Genomic DNA, 23,530 nt, shown 5'->3' with positions numbered 1-23,530 from the left:
GGGCCAGCCTCCTACCCGATTGGAGAAGATGGAGTCTTCTTCTGCAATATGTTAAAATTGTTTGGGTAATAATATGGAGAATGATGAAGATGGAGGGAAAAGAAATGAAGGTGGCAATCGCATCAGACCATGGTGGGTACGAATTAAAAGAACATATCAAAATGATCATGGATGATATGGGTATTGAGTATGAAGATCTGGGTACAGACAGTGTTGAATCTGTAGATTATCCAGACTATGCATTGCCAGTAGCCCACAAAGTGGCGAAAGGAGAAGTGGATCGGGGTATTTTAATTTGCGGAACAGGGATTGGCATGTCGATCGCCGCAAACAAAGTAGAAGGCATTCGTGCAGCTTTAGTTCATGATTGCTATTCAGCAAGAGTTACAAGGCAACATAATGATTCAAACATATTGTGTTTAGGAGGCCGAACCACTGGTTTCAATGTTGCAGAAGATATTGCACGAATTTGGTTACAAGAACAATTTGAAGGCGGTCGCCACGAGAGAAGAGTGCAGAAGATCATGCAAATTGAGAATCGCTTAAAGGACTGATTTTGGATGGATACCATTGAGCTTCAATCCCAAGTTAGAGCAGTTTTAGAGGATTTGATCCAATCTTTCCCTTTAAACCACAAACAAATTCTAGTGTTAGGTGTTAGTACAAGTGAGGTATTGGGTCAGCATATTGGTTCAGCAGGTAGTGAAGAAGTAGCAAAGGCTATTTATACAGAAGTAGCCAAAGCAAAAGAACAACATGGTTTTCATCTAGCTTTCCAAGGATGCGAACATATCAATCGGGCATTAGTCGTTGAAAAAGAAACAGCTGAACAGTTTGGCTTAGAAGTCGTTACAGTAGTTCCAGTGCGAAAAGCAGGAGGCGCAATGGCAACCTATGCCTTTCAGCAAATGAAGGATCCTGTTGTAGTAGAATTTATAAAAGCAGATGCAGGGATAGATATTGGTGATACTTTGATTGGTATGCATCTAAAACATGTCGCTGTCCCTGTCCGTTCCAAAGTAAAGAAAATTGGTGAAGCACATGTGAATATGGCCAAAACAAGACCAAAACTAATCGGTGGGGCAAGGGCACAATACAATATAGATATGAGATGTGAGAAGTGAGAATTGAAAGAGGGGAGACAGTTATGGAAAGGTTAAAAGTGCAAGATCCACAAATAGCAGAAGCTATACAATTAGAAATCAATCGTCAAAGGTCTAAAATAGAATTGATTGCGTCGGAAAACTTCGTAAGTGAGGGAGTTTTAGAGGCGTTAGGTTCTGTCATGACTAACAAGTATGCTGAAGGATATCCTAACAAACGCTATTATGGCGGTTGTGAATATGTAGATATTGTTGAGGATTTAGCTAGAGAGCGAGCAAAGCAATTGTTTGCAGCAGAACATGCTAACGTCCAACCCCATTCTGGTGCTCAAGCGAATATGGCTGTTTATTTTTCTGTTTTAAATCCTGGAGATACTGTTTTAGGAATGAATTTAAGCCATGGTGGACATTTAACACATGGTAGTCCTGTTAATTTTTCTGGAATCCTTTATCATTTTGTTTCCTATGGTGTCGATCCTGAAACAGAACAAATCGATTATGAAGAAGTGCGTAAGCTAGCTAAGGAACATCAACCTAAATTGATTGTTGCTGGTGCTAGTGCCTACCCAAGGATCATCGATTTTGCCAAAATGAGGGAGATTGCAGATGAGGTAGGAGCGCTTTTGATGGTAGATATGGCGCATATCGCTGGATTGGTAGCAACGGGTTTGCATCCAAATCCTGTACCATATGCTGATTTTGTAACGACAACGACACATAAAACCTTAAGAGGCCCAAGGGGTGGAATGGTTTTATGTAAAGCAGAATATGCAAAAGTTTTAGATAAAACGGTCTTCCCAGGTATGCAAGGTGGTCCTTTGATGCACGTGATTGCGGCAAAGGCTGTTGCATTAGGTGAAGCTTTACAACCTGAATTTAAAGAGTATGCAACAAAAGTCGTCGAAAACAGCAAACATTTAGCCCAAAGTTTAATTGATCGAGGATTTAAATTAGTATCTGGCGGGACTGACAACCATCTGATCCTTGTCAATCTAACCGAAATGGATATTACTGGAAAAGAAGCAGAACATCTTCTTGATGAGATTGGAATTACATGTAATAAAAATGCCATTCCTTTCGATCCTACCAGTCCATTTATTACCAGTGGAATTCGCATTGGCACAGCTGCTGTCACGACTAGGGGAATGGATAAAGCAGCAATGGAGGAAATCGCTGAGATTATCAGCATGACATTAAAGAATCCAACAGAAGAAGCAGTCCATCAACAAGCAAAAGAGAAAGTTGTCGAATTAGTGAAACGATTCCCTCTATACAAAGATCTATAAAAAAGAAGAAAATCAAAGGAGTAGTAACATGTCCAAATTATATGTTTTTGATCATCCCTTAATTCAACATAAATTGACTTACATACGTGATAAAAATACTGGAACAAAGGAATTTCGGGAGTTAGTAGATGAAGTGGCCACACTGATGGCTTACGAAATTACCCGTAATCTACCATTAGAAGAAGTTACGATCGAAACGCCTGTAAGCCTTGCAAAAACAAAGGTAGTTTCAGGGAAGAAAATTGGGCTTGTACCTATCTTGCGTGCTGGATTAGGAATGGTAGATGGCATCTTAAAAATTATCCCTGCTGCAAAAGTAGGTCATGTTGGCCTTTATCGTGATCCAGAAACATTAAAGCCTGTGGAATATTATTTAAAATTACCTTCAGATATTGCCGAACGCGATCTTATCGTGATCGACCCCATGTTGGCAACTGGTGGCTCTGCATCAGCAGCCATTCAATTGCTTAAAGAAAAAGGTGCACAAAATATTAAATTGATGTGCTTAATTGCTGCTCCAGAAGGAATTAATCAGGTTCAACAAGACCATGATGATGTAGATATCTATGTAGCAGCCGTTGATGAGAAATTAAATGACCATGGCTATATCGTTCCAGGATTAGGAGATGCAGGGGATCGACTTTTTGGAACAAAGTAGAAGCTTTGCAAAGTAAAAGGGGATTTCAATCGTGAAAAAAGTAAAAGTAATGACCATATTTGGGACAAGGCCAGAGGCGATTAAAATGGCGCCTTTAGTCAAAACATTGCAACAAAAAAAAGAGCAATTCGAATGTATTGTCACTGTAACAGCCCAACATCGACAAATGTTAGATCAGGTATTAGACGTTTTCCAAATCGCTCCTGATTACGACTTGAACATCATGCAACAAAGGCAAACCTTGACAGGCATTACAGTAAGGGCATTACAAGGTTTGGAAGAAGTGATGATGAAAGAAAAGCCAGATCTCGTTTTAGTACATGGGGATACAAGCACGACCTTTGTTGGCAGTTTGGCTGCTTTCTACCAACAAATACCTGTTGGCCATGTGGAGGCTGGTTTAAGGACAGGAAATAAATACTCTCCATTCCCAGAAGAAATGAATCGACAACTTACAGGGGTGTTGGCAGATCTCCATTTTGCACCAACAGATTGGTCTGCAGAGAATTTGCGAAGAGAAAATAAAATAGAGAATAACATCTATATCACAGGAAATACCGTTATTGATGCCTTTAAAACAACGGTTCAAAAAGAATATCAACATCCAGTTTTAGAGAAAATAGGCAGTAAGAAAATGGTACTCATAACAGCGCATCGTCGAGAAAACCTTGGCGAACCGATGGAACGAATTTTTAGAGCGATTCGTCGCTTGGTTGATACCCATCCAGAGATAGCAGTTGTTTACCCTGTACACCTTAATCCTGTTGTAAAAGAATTGGCAATCAAGATATTAGGGCATCACGATCGAATTCATTTAATTGATCCACTTGATGTCATCGACTTTCATAATTTTGAGGCGCGAGCACACCTCATCCTTTCAGATTCAGGGGGAGTTCAAGAAGAGGCACCCTCTTTCGGTGTACCCGTATTGGTTTTGCGTGATACCACAGAACGGCCTGAAGGAATTGAAGCAGGAACGTTAAAATTAGTAGGGACAGAAGAAGAGGAGATTTATGCTCAAGCCCATCAGCTATTATCTAACAAAGAGGCATATGAGCAAATGTCAAGGGCAGCAAATCCATATGGTGATGGACAAGCTTCAGAAAGAATAGCTGAAGCGATCCTCTACCACTTTGGTCAACGAAAAGACCGTCCCATCCCATTCATTATTTAAGGCTGAAAAGAGATGTATATTACACCAGTTGTAATATACATTTCAAAAATTTCCCTATCATTGTTATGATTGACAAAGAAAGGCCTATATTGTACGATAACCTTGTTAATATCCATTTTAATCTTTAAATAAATCTTCACAAAATTCAGAGATTATTATTCATTGTAAAAATTTCTTGAACATTTAAAAAAGTCTTTGGTATACTGTTTAAGGCGAATGATTTTAACAATGGATACATACAAAAATCTCTTTTTTTTGAAAGGTTTGTGAGTGGTAGCACAATGACACAGAACCAAGATCCAAAAAATCAAAATCCTTGGCGGGCATTAGCCGTTGTTAGTGTGATTGGTGTTAACGCTGCCATATTTCTTCTTGTCGGACTATGGATTGGTAAAAAAGTTGACCTATATTTCCATACATCTCCGGTTTTTTTAATCATTGGTATGATTGTGGGGATCATATTTGGAATCTGGTCTGTCATTGGTTTAATTAAGCCCTTTTTAGGAGACTAGCAATGGGACATCCTTCTATGAGTGATTTTAAGGCAAGAATCATTAGAATTGTTCGCTATACTCTCATTCTACTAAGTTTATTTATGATTGGTGTGATTACGCCTTATTCAGCTATTTTCTTAGGATTAGCGCTAGGATTAGCAGTAGGCTTATTAAATCTGTTACATACTGCTTGGAAAGTGAATCGAATTGGCGAAATTGCAATTAAAGTAAAAGCACAAACAAGAAAAAGACCAATGTTTGTAGGGATGTTTACAAGATTTGCAACCTCGATTTTAGCGATCATGCTAGTTTTTCAATATCCTGAACAGTTGCATCTAGTTTCCACGGTCATCGGTTTGTTCCTTATACAAATCGTCACAATCGTGGATGGAATAATAAATAGCATAAGAGAGAAAAACAAAATATCCACAGGAAAGGGGTGAGAATATGGGTCATGAACAACCATTGTGGGCGCCTGAGTCGCTACCTTGGTTAACATTTAATCTATCGACATCATTGATGACCATTGTGACCTTTATTATTGTTCTGGTACTTGCCATTGCAGGGACAAGACGTTTAACGTCTGATGCGCCTTCAGGACTACAAAATGTTCTTGAATGGGTCGTAGACTTTGTACATGGCATCATTGGAAGTACGATGGACCTAAAAAAAGGTGCAGGCTTTATTTATTTAGGGCTTACACTAATTCTATTTATTTTTGTAGGAAACTTGCTAGGTCTGCCGCTAAACTTCATTACAATCCATGATCAACCATTTAGTCTCTTTGGTATGGATATTGTAACTGAAGAGATGATCAAAGAATCAGCGCATCACGAGGTTGAACTAGCATGGTGGAAATCCCCTACTGCGGATGCAAGTGTCACCTTAGCGATGTCACTCTCAATCATTATTTTAACTCACATTATCAGTGTAAAATTTGTTGGAATCAAAAATTACATCAAGCATTATTTTGAACCCCATTTTTTATTTTTCCCACTTCATATCATTGAAGAGTTTGCAAAAACACTAACCTTAGGTTTCCGTCTATTTGGAAACATTTTTGCTGGTGAAGTTCTAATTGGGGTTATTCTCTTGATGGGTTTTGCCGGAGTTGTTCCTTTGGTGATATGGCAAGGATTTAGTGTCTTTGTTGGTGCGATTCAAGCCTACGTCTTTACGATCTTGAGTATGGTATATATTTCCCAAAAAATTCACCACTAACAAGAGCAGACGCTCACAAAGGTTACTATTAACAACGTTTCTTTAACTAAAAAAGTTTTAAAAAATTTATAAAAATAAAAATTTAATTTTTAAGGAGGAAATTTTTCATGGAAATATTAGCAGCAGCAATTGCTATTGGTTTGGCAGCTTTAGGAGCAAGTCTTGGAAACGCATGGGTTATTCAACGTACAGTAGAAGGGATTGCTCGTCAACCTGAATCTAGAGGTTTCTTACAAACTACAATGTTTATCGGCGTTGGTCTAATCGAGGCATTACCTATTATCGTAGCCGTATTTGCATTTATTATTCTATTCACAAAATAATGTGACATTTAGATAAGTTGGTAGGGGGGAGAATAAGTCCCCGCCTTCCTTTTTCGTATCCCGTTTTTACTCATTTGTGAAGGGAGTGACTTTTGTGGAAATTGCTTTAGGCAGTTTTATCATTCAGATTCTAGCCTTTGCCTTACTGTATCTCCTGTTAAAGAGATATGCGTTTGGTCCATTGGTCAATGTGATGGTTCAACGGCAAGAACGCATCCAAAATGAAATCAAAATGGCAGAAAAGAATCGTCAAGAAGCTGAACAATTGATTAAAGAGCAAAACGAAGCCATCCAAAAGGCAAGAATTGAAGCTCAAGAAATAATTGAGCGTGCTCGAGTTTCTAGTATAAAACAAGCAGATGAAATTATGGAAACTGCAAAACGCGAAGCAGAGCGGATGAAAGATCAAGCGATTCAAGAGATTCAACTTGAACAAGAAAAGGCCGTAGCAGCTTTACGTGAGCAAGTAGGCTCCTTATCCGTATTGCTAGCATCCAAAATTATTGAAAAAGAACTTGACACAAAAGAACAATCTAAATTGATTGATGAGTTTATGAAACAAGTAGGGGAAAGCCTATGATGAATAGCCTTGTTGCAAAACGTTACGCGAAAGCGTTATTTGAAGTAGCAAATTCAAAGGGGTTATTAGAACAAGTAGAAGAAAATTTAAAACTCATTTCAAAAGTATTCAATGAGACAGAGGGTTTTCTCTCCTTTTTACGCCATCCTTTAGTTGAAGGAGAAAAGAAAAAACAGATCATCGACAATGCTTTTGGTGAATCGATTGATCTGATTACAAAAAATTTCCTTTTTCAGCTTGTAGACAGTGGACGAGAAGAATATCTTGAAGGCGTCTTACAAGAATATATTAAACTAGCAAATGAGGTACGCGGGATAGCAGACGTCACTGCAATCACCGCCGTACAACTTGCGAGAACTGAAAGAGAAGAAATCGAACACTCACTTCAGAGAAAATTTGGGAAAACAATTCGCTTACATAATATCGTTGATCCAACGATTGTAGGCGGAATGATCATCCGAATAGGAGACCGTCTATACGATGGAAGCCTTAAAAAGAAATTACATGAGATAAAAAGAAGCCTTGTGGCATCGCGAGTTTAAAGATAGGGGTGGAAAAATGAGTATCAGACCTGAAGAAATCAGCTCGCTTATTAGACAGCAGATTGAATCATACCGATCAGAAATTGAAATTGCAGACGTTGGTACTGTGATTCAGGTAGGGGATGGAATCGCCCGTATTCATGGTCTTGAACAGGTAATGGCCGGTGAACTATTAGAGTTTGCTAATGGTGTCATGGGAATGGCTCTTAACCTTGAAGAACATAACGTGGGTGTCATTATCCTCGGTCCATATACAGAGATCCGCGAAGGAGATCAAGTAAAACGTACAGGACGTATTATGGAAGTACCTGTTGGAGAGGCATTACTTGGCCGGGTTGTGAATCCACTTGGACAGCCAGTAGATGGACTTGGCCCAATCCAAACAACAGAGTATCGTCCAATTGAATCACCAGCACCTGGTGTTATTCATCGTAAATCTGTTCATGAGCCAATGCAAACAGGAATTAAGGCGATTGATTCCATGGTACCAATTGGTCGTGGACAGCGGGAGTTAATCATCGGAGATCGCCAAACAGGTAAAACTGCCATTGCGATTGATACCATTATCAACCAAAAAGGCCAAAATATGATTTGTATCTATGTTGCAATTGGTCAAAAGCAATCTACTGTGGCAGGAGTAGTGGAAACACTACGTAAACACGGTGCAATGGATTATACGATTGTAGTTACTGCTAATGCCTCTGAACCAGCACCACTCTTGTACTTGGCACCTTATGCAGGAGTCTCAATGGGAGAATACTTTATGTATAAGGGGCAACATGTACTCGTTGTATATGATGACTTATCAAAACAAGCAGCCGCTTATCGTGAGCTATCACTATTATTACGCCGTCCACCAGGTCGTGAAGCTTATCCTGGAGACGTATTCTATCTTCATTCACGCTTACTTGAACGTGCTGCAAAATTAAGTGATGCATTAGGTGGAGGATCATTAACAGCCCTTCCATTTATCGAAACACAAGCAGGAGATGTTTCTGCTTATATTCCAACAAACGTGATTTCGATCACAGATGGCCAAATTTTCCTTGAGTCTGATCTTTTCTATGCAGGTATGCGACCAGCAGTTAGTGTTGGTTTATCTGTATCTCGTGTAGGAGGAAGCGCTCAGATTAAGGCGATGAAAAAGGTAGCAGGTACATTGCGTCTTGACCTTGCACAATACCGCGAATTAGCAGCATTTGCTCAATTTGGGTCAGATTTAGATAAAGCAACACAAGCTCGTTTGACACGAGGCGAGCGTACAATGGAAATCTTGAAGCAAGACCAATATCAACCAATGCCTGTTGAAAAACAAGTTGTTTCTATTTTCTCAGCCATTAAAGGATTTTTAGATGACGTTCTTTTAGAAGATGTAAAACGTTTTGAAAAAGAATTGTTAACCTTTATGGATACTTCGCATCCAGAAATTTTAGCAACGATCCGTGAAACAAAAGACTTAGCAAGTGATACAGAAGAAAAGCTTTCTCGTGCCATTGATGAGTTTAAAAAGACTTTTGTTCCTTCAAAATCATAATTCCAATTTCGACTTCCTGAACAACTTTGCATCGGCAAAATTGTTTGTTAAGGTGGTGAACTAAAAAATGCAAGGAATTCGTGAAATAAAGCGTAGAATCAGAAGTGTCCAAAGTACGAAACAGATTACTAAGGCGATGAAGATGGTCGATGCGGCGAAATTACGCCGTGCGCAAGAAAGGGCAGAAAGTTCACGCCCTTATGCAGAGAAAATGAAAGAAGTAATCGCTGCACTTGCCGCAGGAACAGATCAAGTTGACCACCCTTTACTAGAAGTTCGCGAAGTAAAGAAAACAGGCTATTTAGTCATTACTTCTGATCGTGGATTAGCAGGTGGTTATAATGCAAATATTTTACGTAAAGTAACCATGGCGATCAAAGAAAGACACAAATCCGTAGATGAATATGTTATCTTCGTAATTGGTCGTAAAGGACGAGACTTCTTTAAGAAGCGTAACTATCCAATAATTGGTGAAATCGTAGGACTTTCTGACTCGCCAACTTTTGCTGACATCAAAAACATTGCTAGAACAGCAGTGAATATGTATGCGGAGGGTTTATTTGATGAATTATACCTCGTTTATAACGAGTTTATAAGTGCGATTCAACAGGTTCCTACGGAAAAGAAATTACTTCCTTTGGTGGATTTAGAGGAAACAAAGGAAGGATCAGCGACTCAATATGATTTTGAGCCTTCTGCCAAACAAGTGCTAGGAAGTTTATTGCCACGTTATGCTGAAACACTAATCTATAGTGCCTATTTGAATGCAAAAGCAAGTGAACATGGTGCAAGGATGACAGCAATGGGCAATGCAACAGATAACGCAGAAGAAATGATTCAAACCTTAACACTGAACTATAACCGTGCTAGACAGGCATCGATTACACAAGAGATCTCTGAGATCGTTGGTGGTGCCAACGCTTTATCCTAATTTTTATAATCGTAAGGAGGTACATCGATGAACACAGGGCGCATCGTAGCAGTAATGGGTCCAGTTGTAGACATAGAATTTGAACGTGGCTCATTACCTGAAATTTATAATGCGATTACTATTAAACATAAAGCGCAATCTTCTGGTGAAAAAGACATTGACCTTGTCGTTGAAGCAGCTCTTCACTTAGGAGATAATGTGGTTCGTTGCGTTGCTATGGCATCCACGGATGGACTAGTCCGTGGATTGGAAGCGGTAGATACAGGAAAACCTGTCAATGTTCCTGTTGGACGGGCAACATTAGGGCGTGTATTTAATGTGTTAGGGCAGCCTGTAGATGAAGCTGGCGAAGTCAACGCTGAAGTATATCATCCAATTCATCGCAAGGCACCCGCATTTGAAGAATTATCTACACAAGAAGAAATTCTTGAAACAGGGATTAAAGTGGTTGACCTACTTGCACCTTATGCAAAGGGAGGTAAGATTGGACTCTTTGGTGGTGCAGGAGTAGGAAAAACCGTTTTAATTCAGGAGTTAATTAACAATATCGCTCAAGAACATGGTGGTCTATCCGTCTTCGCAGGGGTTGGTGAACGGACTCGTGAAGGGAACGACTTATACCATGAAATGAAGGACTCTGGCGTTATCAGTAAAACATCGATGGTATTCGGTCAGATGAATGAGCCACCTGGGGCACGTTTGCGTGTAGCATTAACTGGTCTTACCATGGCTGAATATTTCCGTGATTATGAAGGTCAGGACGTTTTATTATTCATTGATAATATCTTCCGCTTTACCCAAGCAGGTTCTGAAGTGTCAGCACTATTGGGGCGTATGCCATCTGCCGTTGGTTATCAACCAACATTAGCAACAGAGATGGGTCAATTACAAGAAAGAATTACGTCCACAAAGAAAGGATCTGTTACATCGATTCAAGCGATTTATGTGCCTGCGGACGATTATACTGACCCTGCGCCAGCGACCACGTTCGCTCACTTAGATGCGACCACCAACTTGGATCGTAAAATTGCTGAGCTTGGAATTTATCCCGCGGTGGATCCATTAGCTTCTACATCACGTATGCTTTCACCTGCAATCGTTGGACAAGAACATTATGAAGTGGCTCGTGGCGTGCAAAAGATCTTAGCACGTTATAAAGAACTTCAAGATATCATTGCGATTTTAGGTATGGATGAATTATCCGATGAAGATAAACTAACTGTAGCTCGTGCTCGTAAAATTCAACGTTTCTTATCACAGCCATTCCACGTAGCTGAACAATTTACAGGAATCTCTGGGAAATATGTACCAGTAAAAGAAACGGTTCGTGGATTCAAGGAAATCTTAGAAGGCAAACACGATGATCTTCCAGAAGCAGCTTTTCTTTATGTGGGAACCATTGAAGAAGCTGTGGAAAAAGCGAAGAAAATGTAACAGGACCCCTGATGAAGGGAAGGATGAATAAATGAGTACGATTCGATTAGAAATCGTGACGCCTGAGCGTAAGGTGTATAGTGATGATGTCAACATGGTGATTGTAAGAGGGGAAATGGGTGAACTAGGAATTCTCCCGAAACATGCTCCTTTTGTAACACCTCTTGTCATTTCTCCTGTTCGCATTAAGAAAGATGGCAAAGAACAGCTCATTGCGATCAGTGGAGGATTTTTGGAAGTAAATGAGAATAAAGTAATTATTCTCGCAGAAACAGCAGAGCTTCCTGAGGAAATTGACGTGAATCGGGCAATCGCTGCAAAGGAAAGAGCGGAGAGTCGTTTAGCCACAACAGGAAAAGAGGACTGGGACTTTAAACGTGCTCAAGCCGCTTTACAGCGTGCGTTAAACCGTATCCGTGTATCAGAAAGAAAATAAACATCAAAAGCAGTTCTCGTTCGAGGACTGCTTTTTCACCGCATATTTTATTTAAAGAAATGCACGGACAACGGAGCGCGTTGGAATATACAATACCGATCATAATTTTTTTTGTACAACATAAATATATAACGTTGAGTAAGACATTGTGAGTTTATACACAAATAAATTAGAAAAATTCCTATGAAAAAAGAGTGGAATTTAGTATTATAGAAGATGGAAAAGCAATTTGTTCACTTATTTGTCAAAGTGAACAAAGGTTAAGATATTAAAATATTTCGTGGAGGGGAAGTGTAGATGGAGCAGATTTATGGCAACAGTTATCTAATGATGGCTATCTTCCTTCTTTTAGGGATCTTCTTGCCATTTGCTACGATTTGGGTCATTGGTCCGTTTTTAAGACCACATAATCCTACTAAAGGAAAGACATCAACGTATGAAAGTGGTATTATCCCTACAGGAGACGCCATGGTCCAGTTCAATGTCAGATACTATCTTTTTGCATTATTGTTCGTAGTGTTTGATGTTGAAACCGTATTCCTTTATCCTTGGGCCGTCGCATTTGATAAACTAGGTCTATTTTCATTGATTGAAATGACGATCTTTATCTTTATGCTTGTGGTTGGCCTTGCATACGCTTGGAAGAAGAAGGTGTTAACATGGGAATAAATCTTGAAGGTATCACACCAGAAGAACAACAAGAATTAGAGCGTAATGTGTTATTAACCACATTAGAACAAGTAAAAGGATGGGCGCGTAGTAATTCACTATGGCCATTAACATTCGGTCTTGCTTGTTGCGCGATTGAAATGATGGGAACAGGTGGTTCACACTATGATTTTGACCGTTTTGGTGTTATTTTCCGTGCATCACCACGTCAATCAGATGTCATGATGGTAGCTGGAACAGTAACAAAGAAAATGGCTCCACTTGTCCGCCGCTTATATGAACAAATGGCAGAACCAAAGTGGGTCGTAGCAATTGGGGTATGTGCAACAGCAGGTGGTCCATATGTCAACTCATATTCAGTGGTCAAAGGGGTTGACCAAATTGTTCCAGTTGATGTATACATTCCTGGTTGTCCTCCAAGTCCAGCAGCCATTATCTATGGTGTAAACAAATTACAAGAAAAGATTCGTTATGAAGCGAAGACTGGAAAGAAGGTGCCAATCGAAAATGTCTGATGAAGTTAAAGTACCTTCACCAAATCAGCCAAAGCTTGATGCGTATATTAACATCATTACAGAGCAAGTAGGCGAGGCAGCGATTAAAGAATCATTTATCAATGAACCAAACGCTCATATGCCTGTATTGGTGATTGATAAAGAATATTGGCATGATGTTGCAAAGCTTCTACATAGTCATGACCAGATGAAGTTTGACTATCTTATGAATCTAGCAGGTGTTGACTATGAAAAATATATGGAAGTAGTCTATCACTTTTATTCCTATTCTCGCGATGAATACTTAACAGTAAAAGTACAAACAGAGCGCGATGGTGGGAGTGTACCGACAGTAATGGATATTTGGGCAACAGCAGATTGGCATGAAAGAGAAGCCTATGACTTGTTAGGAATAGGATTTACCGGACGCCAAATCTCTCGTATCTTACTTCCAGATGATTGGGTAGGACACCCATTAAGGAAAGATTACAAGCCATACGATGAGGAGGTGTAAAAGAAATGGCAGAACTTCGTACTGAAGAAATGCTGCTTAACGTTGGACCACAACATCCTAGTACACACGGAGTATTCCGTCTTGTGGTTAAAGTAGATGGAGAAATCATAAAAGAAGCCATTCCGGTTATCGGTTACTTACATCGAGGAACAGAAAAATTAGCAGAAGATCTTAACTATACTCAAATTATTCCCTATACAGACCGCTTAGACTACTTATCCTCCATGACCAATAACTATGCCCTAGTACAGGCCGTTGAAACCCTAATGGGAGTTCAAGTCCCAGAGCGTGCCGAATACTTAAGGGTTATTGCGATGGAATTAAGTCGGATTGCAAGTCACTTGGTATGGTGGGGAACTAACCTTTTAGACTTAGGAGCGATTTCTCCATTCTTATTTGCATTCCGTGATCGCGAAATGATTATTGATATGCTAAATGAACTTTCCGGTGCACGCCTAACCTTCAACTATATGAGAGTTGGCGGGGTAAAATGGGATGCGCCTGAAGGATGGATTGAAAAGGTTGGCAAATTCGTACCATATATGAGAGAAAAGATCAAAGAATATCACACACTTGTAACAGGGAATGAAATTTTCTTAGCACGTGTTAAAAATATTGCGGTATATGATGGGGAAACTGCGATTAACTATGGTTTATCAGGACCAGTGTTACGTGGTTCCAATGTAAAATTTGATATTCGTAAAAACCAAACCTACTCGATTTATGATCGATTTGAGTTTGACGTGCCTGTAGGTACAACAGGTGATGTTTATGATCGTTATATGGTACGTATGGAGGAAATGGTTCAATCCTTACGAATCCTTGAACAAGCAGTAGAGCAATTTCCAGAATCCGGCGAAATTATGGGTAAAGTGCCAAAGGTACTCAGAGCACCTGAAGGAGAAGTTTACACAAGAATGGAATCCTCTAAAGGAGAATTAGGTGTATATCTTGTGAGCAAAGGAAAAGACAAACCATACCGTTTAAAACTTAGAAGACCTTCCTTTGTAAATCTACAGCTCTTGCCTAAGTTATTGATTGGCAGGACGATGGCCGATATCCCTGCCGTTCTAGGGGCGATCGATATTGTATTAGGGGAGGTTGACGCTTAATGGAGGCTCTTTTATCTCAACCTTTTTCATGGCTTAATTTATTCCTGATGATTTTACTAGCAGTTGTTGTTCTATTAGTCGTTCTATTATTTGTTATGTATGCGATTTACTTTGAACGTAAAATAATCGGTTGGATGCAACTACGTAAAGGCCCTAACCGTGTAGGACCATATGGATTATTTCAGACGGTAGCGGACGTGTTAAAGCTTATGATTAAAGAGGACGTTGTTCCTGCAAAAGCAGATCGAATCCTTTTCTTAATCGCACCAATTATTGCTTATACACCAGCATTTGCCATTATCGCTGTCATTCCATATACAGAGAAATTATATTTTGCCGATGTAAACGTCGGACTCCTATATTATGGAGCTTTATCTAGCTTAACGATTACGGGTATTTTACTAGGTGGTTGGGCTTCTAACAATAAGTACTCGATCATGGGTGGAATGCGTTCTGTCGCACAAATGATTAGTTATGAAGTTCCATTGATTATGTCCTTTTTAGGCATTGTTTTAATGACAGGTAGTCTAAACTTAATAGATATCGTAAAAGCACAACAAGAAAATGGCGTTTGGTTCATTTTCCCACAATTCTTAGGATTTATTATCTTCTTGATTGCGGGAAATGCTGAATTAAACCGTACACCATTTGACTTACCAGAAGCAGAAAACGAATTAGTTGCTGGATACCATGTTGAATATAGTGGTTTCCGTTTCGCATTCTTTATGTTATCTGAGTATGTTTATATATTTGCTTTATCCAGCTTAATGACCGTTCTATTCTTTGGAGGCTGGGATGCTCCATTTGGTTTAGATTTTATACCTGGAATTGTATGGTTTATTCTTAAGTTCTTAATGCTCGTTTTCTATCTATTCTGGGCTCGTTCAACCTTCCCACGTGTCAAGACAGACCAATTGATGGGGTTTGCCTGGAAAGTGTTAATTCCATTAGCACTATTAAACGTGATGGTTACAGCATTGTTTAAAACGATATTTTAAAGCGGGGTGAAATTCACGTGTGGGGTACAGGATTTTTTAAAGGATTAGGATTTACTTTGAAGCAGCTAAAAGAGCCAAAAGTAACATATAAGTATCCAGATGAGCCAGTTATTATGCCCAAGCGCTTTCGTGGCATCCAACATTTTGAACCTGACAAATGTATCGTCTGTAACCAATGTGCAAGAATATGCCCAACCGGTTGTATTACCTTAGTAGGGAAACCAAATCCAGATCCTGAGAAAAAAGGTAAAGTGATTGACACATACGATATTAACTTCGAAATTTGTATCTTATGTGATTTATGTACTGAGGTTTGTCCAACTGAAGCAATTGTCATGTCCAATAACTATGAATTAGCAACGTATAGCCGTGATAACTTGCTTAAAGACCTTAAATGGTTAGACAACAATAATCAAAATGTGAGGGAGGAGAATCATTGATGACCGGTCAATATATTGCTTTCTTCCTGTTCGCACTGATGGCTATCAGCGGGGGAGTCTTTATGTTGAACCTGAATAAGGTTGTTCATATGGTCCTCTCAATCGGTTTATCTTTCATGGGTGTAGCAGGGTTATTCATCTTGTTAAAAGCGGAATATCTTGCTTTTGTGCAGGTGCTTATTTATGCAGGCGCAATTACAATCATGATGGTAATGGGTACGATGATGACTCAACATAAAGACGAAGGGGTTAAAATAAAGAGAAAATGGCATACTGCCCTTTCTATTTTAAGTACGATCATGGTTGGCGGGTTCTTCCTATATGGAATTTTTATCACGAATAAGTATTGGCCAACTGAAACCTCAGATCTTGGAGCAAACAATGTGATGGCTATTGGGGAAACTGTTTTTACTAAATATGTCATTCCATTCGAGCTTGCTTCCGTTCTTCTACTTGTTGCACTTGTAGGAGCAATTGTGTTGGCAAAAAAGGAGAGTGAAGAATAGATGGTACCTTTAGGGGCTTATCTAGCAGTCGGAGCGATATTATTCTCTCTCGGTATATATGGATTATTATCAAAGAAGAACGCGATTATTGTTCTATTATCAGTTGAATTGATGCTAAATGCAGTCAATGTGAACTTAATCGCATTCTCCCGGTTTGGTTTATATGCAAATATTACAGGTCAAATCTTTACAGTATTTACAATCACAGTTGCTGCTGCAGAAGCAGCGGTTGGACTTGCGATTTTGATGGCAGTCTTCCGTAATAAGGCGACCATCAATGTAAACGAAATGGATATTATGAAGCGATAAAATATGAAGGAATGGTGATCAAATGTTTGAAATTGCATGGTTAATTCCACTTTTTCCGCTCATCTCCTTCGTGCTGTTAGTCGCTTTTGGTCGTCAGCTCAAGGAAGGTGCAGCCTACGTAGGTATTGTCTCATTATTAGCCTCATTTGCTTTGGCATTAGGGGTCTTTATCCAAAAGTTAGGTGGAGCAGAGAACTATCTCTACAACATAGATTGGCTTAAAGTTGGAGACAAAACTTTTACAATGGGGTTTGAAATCAATGAATTAAACGCGATGATGTTATTCGTCGTTACCCTTGTAAGTTTAATGGTTCATATTTATTCAAAAGGTTATATGCATGGAGATGAGCGTTTTCCAGTCTTTTATTCCTATCTAGCGCTATTTACCTTTTCCATGTTAAGCCTTGTGATCTCACCTAATCTATTACAAGCGTATATCTTTTGGGAATTAGTAGGGGCAACCTCATTCCTACTAATCGGATTCTATTACTTTAAACCATCAGCTAGAGCAGCAGCAAAGAAAGCGTTTATCACAACAAGAATAGGGGATTTAGGTATATTCATTGGGATTTCCTTAATCTTCTGGAAGACAGGAACCTTTGACTATGCAGGAGTGTTTGAAGCTGCGGAATCTGGTGCATTAGCTCCTGGCTTCATCACTTTAGTAGCGATTTTACTATTCTTTGGTGCAGTAGGTAAATCTGGTCAATTCCCATTACATATATGGTTACCAGATGCGATGGAAGGTCCTACACCTGTTTCAGCGTTAATCCATGCGGCAACGATGGTTGCTGCCGGTGTATACTTAGTTGCACGGACTTATCCATTATTTGAAGCTTCTCAAACTGCTATGATGACTGTAGCGATTATCGGTGGCTTTACATCCATCTTTGCTGCGTCAATTGGTTTGGTGCAAAATGATATTAAACGCGTGTTAGCTTATTCAACTGTCAGCCAATTAGGCTACATGATGCTTGCACTTGGCTCATTCGGATATATTGCTGGAGTATTCCACTTATTTACACATGCCTTCTTTAAAGCACTTTTGTTCCTAGCAGCAGGTAGTGTAATCCATTCAGTAGGAACACAAGATATTAAAGAAATGGGCGGAGTAGGCAAGGATATGAAGATTACAAGAGCAGTGTTTTTAATCGGCGCTCTAGCAATTGCTGGGGTACCTGGATTATCCGGATTCTTCTCCAAGGATGAAATTTTAATGGCTGCTTGGGAAAGCGGAAATGGAATTTTATTCTGGTTAGCCTTAATTGCAGCGATAATGACCGCATTCTATATGTTTAGACTTTATTTCTTAACATTTACAGGTAAACCACGTCATAATAACCATCATGTCCATGAATCACCATTTAATATGACATTCCCAATGATGATTCTTGCTGGGTTAGCGATCGTTTCTGGATACTTTGTATATGCTGGATTTGGTGAATATTTAGGCGCAGAGGGTACTATCGCTGAAGAAGTTCATGGACCTGGTTGGATTATGGCCTTATCCATTATTGCAGCTTTCTTTGGTATTGCCTTAGCATGGGTAATGTATGGCCGTAATAAAAAGGTGAAAACCGATGAACCTGTTGGATTACACAAGCTTCTTTACAATAAGTATTATGTGGATGAGGCATATCAAGCAGGGGTTATTCGTCCTTACACTATTTTTGGGTATATTTTAAAATTCTTCGATCACTATGTTGTAGGTGGACTCGTCCAATTAACAGCATATATTTCCGTTGCGATTGGAAAACTTGGAGCAAGATTACAAAATGGTCAAGTACAGGCATACGGTCTAATTACCATTATTGGATTAGTATTGCTATTCATTAGCTTGACGGCAGGGAGGTTGTTAGGATAATGAGCTCATTCGGTTTACTTTCACTGATCACCTTCTCGCCATTACTAGGAATCCTACTCTTATTAATTGTTCCAAAAGATAGAGTAGGAACAATCAAAATGATTGGTATCCTTGTCACATTGATTCCATTAGTATTGGCTATTGGCTTATTTATTGGTTTTGATCGTGCAGATTCTGGTGTGCAATTCCTTGAAAATATTCCATGGATTCACATCAATATAGGAGCAAGTGTTTTAGAATTTAACTATAGTATGGGTGTAGATGGTTTATCGATGCCACTTGTTGTCTTGGCGACAATCGTTGCATTAATGTCAGCCATTGCAGCAGCCAATATGATTAGTAAGCGTTGGAAGGAATATTTTACGATTTTCTTCCTCATGCAAATTGGATTATATGGCGTATTTATGGCACAAAACCTCTTCTTGTTCTTTATTTACTTTGAAATTAGTTTAGTCACCATGTTCTTCTTAGTAGGGATTTGGGGTCAAGATAAAAGGGAAAATGCAGCCTTTACCTTCTTGCTTTACAATGGTTTAGGTTCAGCGATTATGCTGATTGCGTTTATTGCCTTGATGCTTAATGCGGGTTATGTTTCAGGTACGCAAACACCAACCTTTACGACGGATATTCCAACCATTATCTATAATTTAACGGATCCAACATCACCATATTTTGAAATGGCAAAACAAACTGGAAATGTAGCGTTTAGCGATTGGTTCCGTTATGGTGTATTCTTTGCTTTATTAGTTGCCTTTGGAATTAAACTACCTGTGTTCCCATTGCATTCATGGATCCTAAAGGTACACTATCAAGCACCACCAGCAATGAGTATGATTCTTTCTGGAGTGCTCTTAAAGATTGGTGCATACGGTCTGTTTCGAATGGAGTATTCCTTCTTCCCAGACCTCATTGGTAAGTATTCAACCTTTTTAGCGATCTTGGGTATCATTAACCTCTTCTATGGAGCAATTATCGCCTTCGTACAAGATGACTACAAAATGGTTGTTGTTTACTCAAGTATAAGCCACATGGGAATTATCTTGATGGGATTAGCAGCAATGAATACATTTGGTTTTCAAGGCGCTGTCTTCCAAATTGTATCCCACGGATTTATCTCAGCATCGATGTTCTATCTTGTTGGGGTGATTTACAGTCGTGTTCATACCGCAAAGATGGATGAACTGGGTGGTTTAGCTAAAACGATGCCATTCACGAGTGGAATTTTATTAACGGCAACTCTCGCTTCATTAGGTCTACCTGGGATGTCTGGATTTGTCAGTGAATTCCTAACCTTCTTAGGTTTATTTGGTGAAAAACCAGTGATCGCTGCGTTTGGTACGATTGGTATCGTATTAACCTCTGCTTATTTACTACGAGCTACTTTAAAGGTTACTTATGGGCCAACGGCAGAGAAATTAGTTGGATTAACTGATGCACGCTCTCTTGAAGTGATCCCGATGGTAGTACTCATTGGACTAATCATTTTGATTGGGGTATACCCAGCCATACTAAGTGAGCCTCTACAAACGACGTTGCAATCCTTATTGACTAGGATAGGAGGGTAGACCTATGAATCTATTAGAGTTAAACTGGGGGCTACTCGCTCCTGAACTAACCATTGCTATTGTTGCAGTAATCTTAACCTTTGCTGACTTAGTGATGCGTAAAGGAGATCGTAAGGTATTTGGATGGTTAAGCATCATTGGTATCATTCTATCCCTTTACTTTGTGATTCAAGATCTCGGTCAGCCAGCACAAGAATTGCTAGAGGGTTCTTATCGTGTGGATAGTTTCGCAAGTCTCTTCAAATTGATTTTCTTAGTCGGAACATTGTTTGTGTTAGTGATGTCAATCAATTATGTAGAGAAAAAAGAAATCAAACATGATGGTGAATTTTACTACTTGTTTTTAACTGCCTTACTTGGAGCAATGTTTATGGCTTCATCGGCAGATATCATTACACTATATATTGGCTTAGAATTATTAAGTATCTCATCTTACATTATGGCAGGTATTCGCAAATTTAATCTAAAATCAAACGAAGCGGCATATAAATATGTGATTATTGGTGGAGTTTCCTCAGCGATCTTCCTCTACGGAACATCTTTTATCTATGGTGTAACCGGAAGTACGAATATCTTTGTCATCGCTGAACGAATTCAGGAAGCTTTTAATGGTGGATTTGACTTCTATATTTATCTTGGCTTCTTTATGATGCTTGTGGGACTGAGCTACAAGATTTCTGCAGTTCCTTCCTACATGTGGTCACCAGACGTATATGAAGGAGCAGCAACACCAGTTACTGCATTCTTATCCGTCATTTCTAAAGCAGCTGGTTTTGCGATTATCATTCGCTTATTTATTACCGTCTTCACACCAATCGTAGTAGAAGTAGTAAACAATAATCCAGTTTTCTTCTTCTTCAATAAAATGACTCTTTTCTTAGCAGTCATTTCTGGACTAACGATGATCATTGGTAATACATTGGCACTTCGCCAAACCAACGTCAAACGAATGATGGCCTATTCTAGTGTGGCACAAGCTGGTTATCTTTTAGTTCCTCTTGCAACCATGACGATGGCAAGTGAGCAACTGATTTCTGTTGATATTCGCAATATCATTTTCTACTTGATGGCATACTTGTTTATGAATCTAGGTGTATTTACAGTCATCACGATTGTAAATAAAGATGCAGGTACAGAGGATCTGAAATCCTTTGCTGGATTATATCATCGTAGTCCATTTGTGGCCATCGCGATGACCTTCTTCCTAATGTCACTCGCAGGGCTTCCAATATCGGCTGGATTCATTGGTAAGTTCAACATTTTCATCAGTGCCTTAACTACTAAATCTTACTGGTTAGCTGGTATCATGGTAGCAACAAGTGTAATCTCATACTTCTACTACTTTAATATTGTACGTCAAATGTACATGAGACCGGGTCACACCGAAGCAAAGCTTAGTATTCCATTTAGCATGCAATTCGTGATTCTCTTGACCTTCATTGGAACTTTCGTCATCGGTCTTGTACCAAACGTAATGCTAGACTTTATAACAAAAAACTTTGACCTTTTCAATATGCTTACTCTTGGTCAATAAGATTCTAATGTACACAATACCCACTAAGGAGACCCCCTCTTTAGTGGGTATTTTTTTGACGGAGCGCACTGGAATATACTCACCTTCATTCATTAACATAGGGTTTGTATATTCCATAAGCAGCGACTTTTGGGAGTGTATTTCTCACCTTATTTTTCATTCAGAGAAATACACGGACAACGGAGCGCACTGGAATATACAAACTATGTACTATTTGGTCATGATCGAATGAAGGAATTGACCTTTTGTTGCCGAATTAGATAAACAAGAGAAAAAGAGGAGGCAAAACAATGTCAAAGAAATGGTTATCTATCCAACAAAAAATAATCGCAATCATTCTTGTCTTATCCCTGTTTAGCTTAATGCCAAATGTGGCACAAGCAGAAGATCAAGATTCGCTAGAAAAACAGAAAGCGATTATGAATGAAATCTATGAACTGATCGAATATTATCATTTACAAGGTGTAGATCCAGATGAATTGATGCAAGGGGCGATTTGGGGAATGATTGACACCCTTGGGGATCCATATACAGCCTATTTTACAGATGAAGAGTATCAATCCTTTACAGACAGTTTAAATGGTTCTTTTGTCGGTATTGGCGTTGTTGTAGAGAAGAATGAAGAGGGAATCGCGGTTCAAACGATCATTCCTGGCTCACCTGCCGAAGAAGCAGGACTTCAAGTTGGCGATCTGATCAAATCAGTAGAAGGTATTTCAACTGAAGGAAAAACACTTGAACAGGTTACAGACCAGATTAAAGGAGAAGAAGGAACTTCCGTTACCATGGTAATTCAAAGAGATAAAGAAACCATGACTAAAACCATCACTCGTGGGGACGTATATCTACCTTCTGTAGAATCGGAAATGCTAACCAAAGAAATTGGGTATCTCCGACTATACGCCTTTGGTGAACGAGCAGCAGATGAATTCAAACAACACTTAGAACAATTAAAGGAAAAAGGAATGAAGAAGCTAATCCTCGACTTGCGGGATAATCCAGGTGGATATTTAGATGCTGCACTTAAAATATCTAAAAATTTCATCAAAGAAGGCCCAATCGTTTATGTCAAGGACAATATACAACAAGAAGAGGAATTAGCTATTCAAGGAGGAACAGATTGGAATTCACCGATGGTCGTACTGATCAATGAAGGGACGGCAAGTGCTTCAGAAATTTTAACAGGTGCTTTAAAAGATTATAATAAAGCAACTATTGTTGGAACCAATTCCTTTGGTAAAGGGGTTGTCCAAAGTTTAATTCGGTTAGAAAACGGTGGCTATCTCAAGCTAACGACCAATGAATATTTCACACCGAAAAAGAACAAAATGAATAAAATAGGAATCAAGCCAGATATCATGGTAGAAGAAGTCGATCAACAACTTTCAACAGCCATAACAACCTTAGGTGAAAAAAATATTTTTGTATCAGCAATCGGTAGCAACTGGATTCAGGAGAATAATAAAGATTATGTTGCCTTAAGGCCACTCGTTCATGCCTTAGGCGGTAAAATTTTTTGGAATTCCAAATCCTCAAGTTTAGACGTTGTCATTGGTAAAACGAAAATGGTACTAACCAAGGGTAAAAGTGCTGGTTTCATGATCAAGGACGGTCAGAGTTTTCTTACATTAGCAGAATTAACCAAACACTTACCAGAATTAAAAATAAACAAAAAGCAAGAAATATTAACGATTTATCTCCCATAATATGTTAAAATGAAATACAAAGTCATATAGCGTATTGCACGTTCACAATTTTCCGTGTGATACGTTTTCTTTTTGGGGACAAGAAAGCATAACTTTCTTTTCA

General features: G+C 39.1%; 27 protein-coding genes. All 27 read left to right on the top strand.

The window, feature by feature from the left end; translation table 11 throughout:
• The first annotated feature begins 104 nt into the window (after positions 1-104).
• The 27 genes from rpiB (at position 105) to U473_RS11755 (ending at position 23,427) form a co-directional block, all read left to right on the top strand.
• Complete coding sequence (rpiB, locus tag U473_RS11885; RefSeq protein WP_068727672.1) at positions 105-554, top strand: ribose 5-phosphate isomerase B; 450 nt, start codon at positions 105-107, stop codon at positions 552-554.
• A gap of 6 nt (positions 555-560) precedes the next feature.
• Positions 561-1,124 (top strand): TIGR01440 family protein, encoded by a 564-nt coding sequence (locus tag U473_RS11880; RefSeq protein ID WP_068726653.1) that lies wholly within the window; start codon positions 561-563, stop codon positions 1,122-1,124.
• 23 nt (positions 1,125-1,147) lie between these two features.
• Complete coding sequence (locus U473_RS11875; RefSeq protein ID WP_068726651.1) at positions 1,148-2,389, top strand: serine hydroxymethyltransferase; 1,242 nt, start codon at positions 1,148-1,150, stop codon at positions 2,387-2,389.
• Between the two features lie 28 nt (positions 2,390-2,417).
• Complete coding sequence (gene upp, locus U473_RS11870; RefSeq protein WP_068726648.1) at positions 2,418-3,047, top strand: uracil phosphoribosyltransferase; 630 nt, start codon at positions 2,418-2,420, stop codon at positions 3,045-3,047.
• 31 nt (positions 3,048-3,078) lie between these two features.
• Positions 3,079-4,221 carry a non-hydrolyzing UDP-N-acetylglucosamine 2-epimerase gene (wecB, locus tag U473_RS11865; protein WP_068726646.1) on the top strand — a complete coding sequence of 381 codons (1,143 nt, stop codon included), beginning with the start codon at positions 3,079-3,081 and terminating at the stop codon, positions 4,219-4,221.
• Between the two features lie 281 nt (positions 4,222-4,502).
• Entirely contained in the window at positions 4,503-4,733 is a 231-nt protein-coding gene (locus tag U473_RS11860; protein ID WP_068726643.1) for an AtpZ/AtpI family protein, read from the top strand.
• A gap of 2 nt (positions 4,734-4,735) precedes the next feature.
• Entirely contained in the window at positions 4,736-5,158 is a 423-nt protein-coding gene (locus tag U473_RS11855; protein ID WP_068726641.1) for an ATP synthase subunit I, read from the top strand.
• Positions 5,159-5,162: 4 nt separating this feature from the next.
• Positions 5,163-5,936 carry a F0F1 ATP synthase subunit A gene (gene atpB / locus U473_RS11850; RefSeq protein WP_068726639.1) on the top strand — a complete coding sequence of 258 codons (774 nt, stop codon included), beginning with the start codon at positions 5,163-5,165 and terminating at the stop codon, positions 5,934-5,936.
• Positions 5,937-6,043: 107 nt separating this feature from the next.
• Positions 6,044-6,259 carry a F0F1 ATP synthase subunit C gene (gene atpE, locus U473_RS11845; protein ID WP_068726637.1) on the top strand — a complete coding sequence of 72 codons (216 nt, stop codon included), beginning with the start codon at positions 6,044-6,046 and terminating at the stop codon, positions 6,257-6,259.
• A gap of 94 nt (positions 6,260-6,353) precedes the next feature.
• Positions 6,354-6,839 carry a F0F1 ATP synthase subunit B gene (atpF, locus tag U473_RS11840; RefSeq protein ID WP_201024191.1) on the top strand — a complete coding sequence of 162 codons (486 nt, stop codon included), beginning with the start codon at positions 6,354-6,356 and terminating at the stop codon, positions 6,837-6,839.
• Positions 6,836-7,381, top strand: coding sequence for a F0F1 ATP synthase subunit delta (locus U473_RS11835; RefSeq protein ID WP_068726632.1), 546 nt, complete (start codon positions 6,836-6,838; stop codon positions 7,379-7,381). The genes atpF and U473_RS11835 overlap by 4 nt, the downstream gene beginning before the upstream one ends.
• A gap of 16 nt (positions 7,382-7,397) precedes the next feature.
• Positions 7,398-8,915, top strand: a complete 1,518-nt coding sequence (gene atpA, locus U473_RS11830; RefSeq protein WP_068726629.1) for a F0F1 ATP synthase subunit alpha — start codon at positions 7,398-7,400, stop codon at positions 8,913-8,915.
• A gap of 67 nt (positions 8,916-8,982) precedes the next feature.
• A complete protein-coding gene (atpG, locus tag U473_RS11825; protein ID WP_068726627.1) occupies positions 8,983-9,846 on the top strand; it encodes an ATP synthase F1 subunit gamma in 864 nt (287 codons plus the stop codon).
• 27 nt (positions 9,847-9,873) lie between these two features.
• Positions 9,874-11,280, top strand: coding sequence for a F0F1 ATP synthase subunit beta (atpD, locus tag U473_RS11820; RefSeq protein ID WP_068726624.1), 1,407 nt, complete (start codon positions 9,874-9,876; stop codon positions 11,278-11,280).
• Positions 11,281-11,311: 31 nt separating this feature from the next.
• The gene (locus tag U473_RS11815) at positions 11,312-11,716 is read left to right on the top strand and encodes a F0F1 ATP synthase subunit epsilon (RefSeq protein WP_068726622.1); all 405 of its coding nucleotides are present in this window, start codon (positions 11,312-11,314) and stop codon (positions 11,714-11,716) included.
• Between the two features lie 297 nt (positions 11,717-12,013).
• On the top strand, positions 12,014-12,385 hold the full coding sequence (locus U473_RS11810; RefSeq protein ID WP_068726620.1) for an NADH-quinone oxidoreductase subunit A: 372 nt from the start codon (positions 12,014-12,016) through the stop codon (positions 12,383-12,385).
• Positions 12,376-12,900: a NuoB/complex I 20 kDa subunit family protein gene (locus U473_RS11805; protein WP_068726617.1), complete on the top strand. Its 525-nt coding sequence runs from the start codon at positions 12,376-12,378 to the stop codon at positions 12,898-12,900. The genes U473_RS11810 and U473_RS11805 overlap by 10 nt, the downstream gene beginning before the upstream one ends.
• Positions 12,893-13,393: an NADH-quinone oxidoreductase subunit C gene (locus U473_RS15295; protein WP_068726615.1), complete on the top strand. Its 501-nt coding sequence runs from the start codon at positions 12,893-12,895 to the stop codon at positions 13,391-13,393. The genes U473_RS11805 and U473_RS15295 overlap by 8 nt, the downstream gene beginning before the upstream one ends.
• Before the next feature lie 5 nt (positions 13,394-13,398).
• The gene (locus tag U473_RS11795) at positions 13,399-14,505 is read left to right on the top strand and encodes an NADH-quinone oxidoreductase subunit D (protein ID WP_068726612.1); all 1,107 of its coding nucleotides are present in this window, start codon (positions 13,399-13,401) and stop codon (positions 14,503-14,505) included.
• Positions 14,505-15,503, top strand: a complete 999-nt coding sequence (gene nuoH, locus U473_RS11790) for an NADH-quinone oxidoreductase subunit NuoH (protein ID WP_068726610.1) — start codon at positions 14,505-14,507, stop codon at positions 15,501-15,503. Before U473_RS11795 ends, nuoH begins: the two co-directional genes overlap by 1 nt.
• 17 nt (positions 15,504-15,520) lie before the next feature.
• The gene (gene nuoI / locus U473_RS11785) at positions 15,521-15,943 is read left to right on the top strand and encodes an NADH-quinone oxidoreductase subunit NuoI (protein WP_068726608.1); all 423 of its coding nucleotides are present in this window, start codon (positions 15,521-15,523) and stop codon (positions 15,941-15,943) included.
• Complete coding sequence (locus U473_RS11780) at positions 15,943-16,449, top strand: NADH-quinone oxidoreductase subunit J (protein ID WP_068726605.1); 507 nt, start codon at positions 15,943-15,945, stop codon at positions 16,447-16,449. Before nuoI ends, U473_RS11780 begins: the two co-directional genes overlap by 1 nt.
• Positions 16,450-16,758 (top strand): NADH-quinone oxidoreductase subunit NuoK, encoded by a 309-nt coding sequence (nuoK, locus tag U473_RS11775; RefSeq protein ID WP_068726603.1) that lies wholly within the window; start codon positions 16,450-16,452, stop codon positions 16,756-16,758.
• Between the two features lie 22 nt (positions 16,759-16,780).
• A complete protein-coding gene (nuoL, locus tag U473_RS11770) occupies positions 16,781-18,622 on the top strand; it encodes an NADH-quinone oxidoreductase subunit L (RefSeq protein ID WP_068726600.1) in 1,842 nt (613 codons plus the stop codon).
• Entirely contained in the window at positions 18,622-20,187 is a 1,566-nt protein-coding gene (locus U473_RS11765; RefSeq protein WP_068726598.1) for a complex I subunit 4 family protein, read from the top strand. Before nuoL ends, U473_RS11765 begins: the two co-directional genes overlap by 1 nt.
• A gap of 4 nt (positions 20,188-20,191) precedes the next feature.
• A complete protein-coding gene (nuoN, locus tag U473_RS11760; RefSeq protein ID WP_068726596.1) occupies positions 20,192-21,721 on the top strand; it encodes an NADH-quinone oxidoreductase subunit NuoN in 1,530 nt (509 codons plus the stop codon).
• 290 nt (positions 21,722-22,011) lie between these two features.
• Positions 22,012-23,427, top strand: coding sequence for a S41 family peptidase (locus U473_RS11755; protein ID WP_068726594.1), 1,416 nt, complete (start codon positions 22,012-22,014; stop codon positions 23,425-23,427).
• Positions 23,428-23,530: the final 103 nt, after the last annotated feature.

Source organism: Tepidibacillus decaturensis (assembly GCF_001561915.1).
Lineage (GTDB): Bacteria > Bacillota > Bacilli > Tepidibacillales > Tepidibacillaceae > Tepidibacillus_B > Tepidibacillus_B infernus.
Note: the sequence above shows the minus strand (reverse complement) of the source record. Positions and strands in the feature narration are given on the sequence as shown.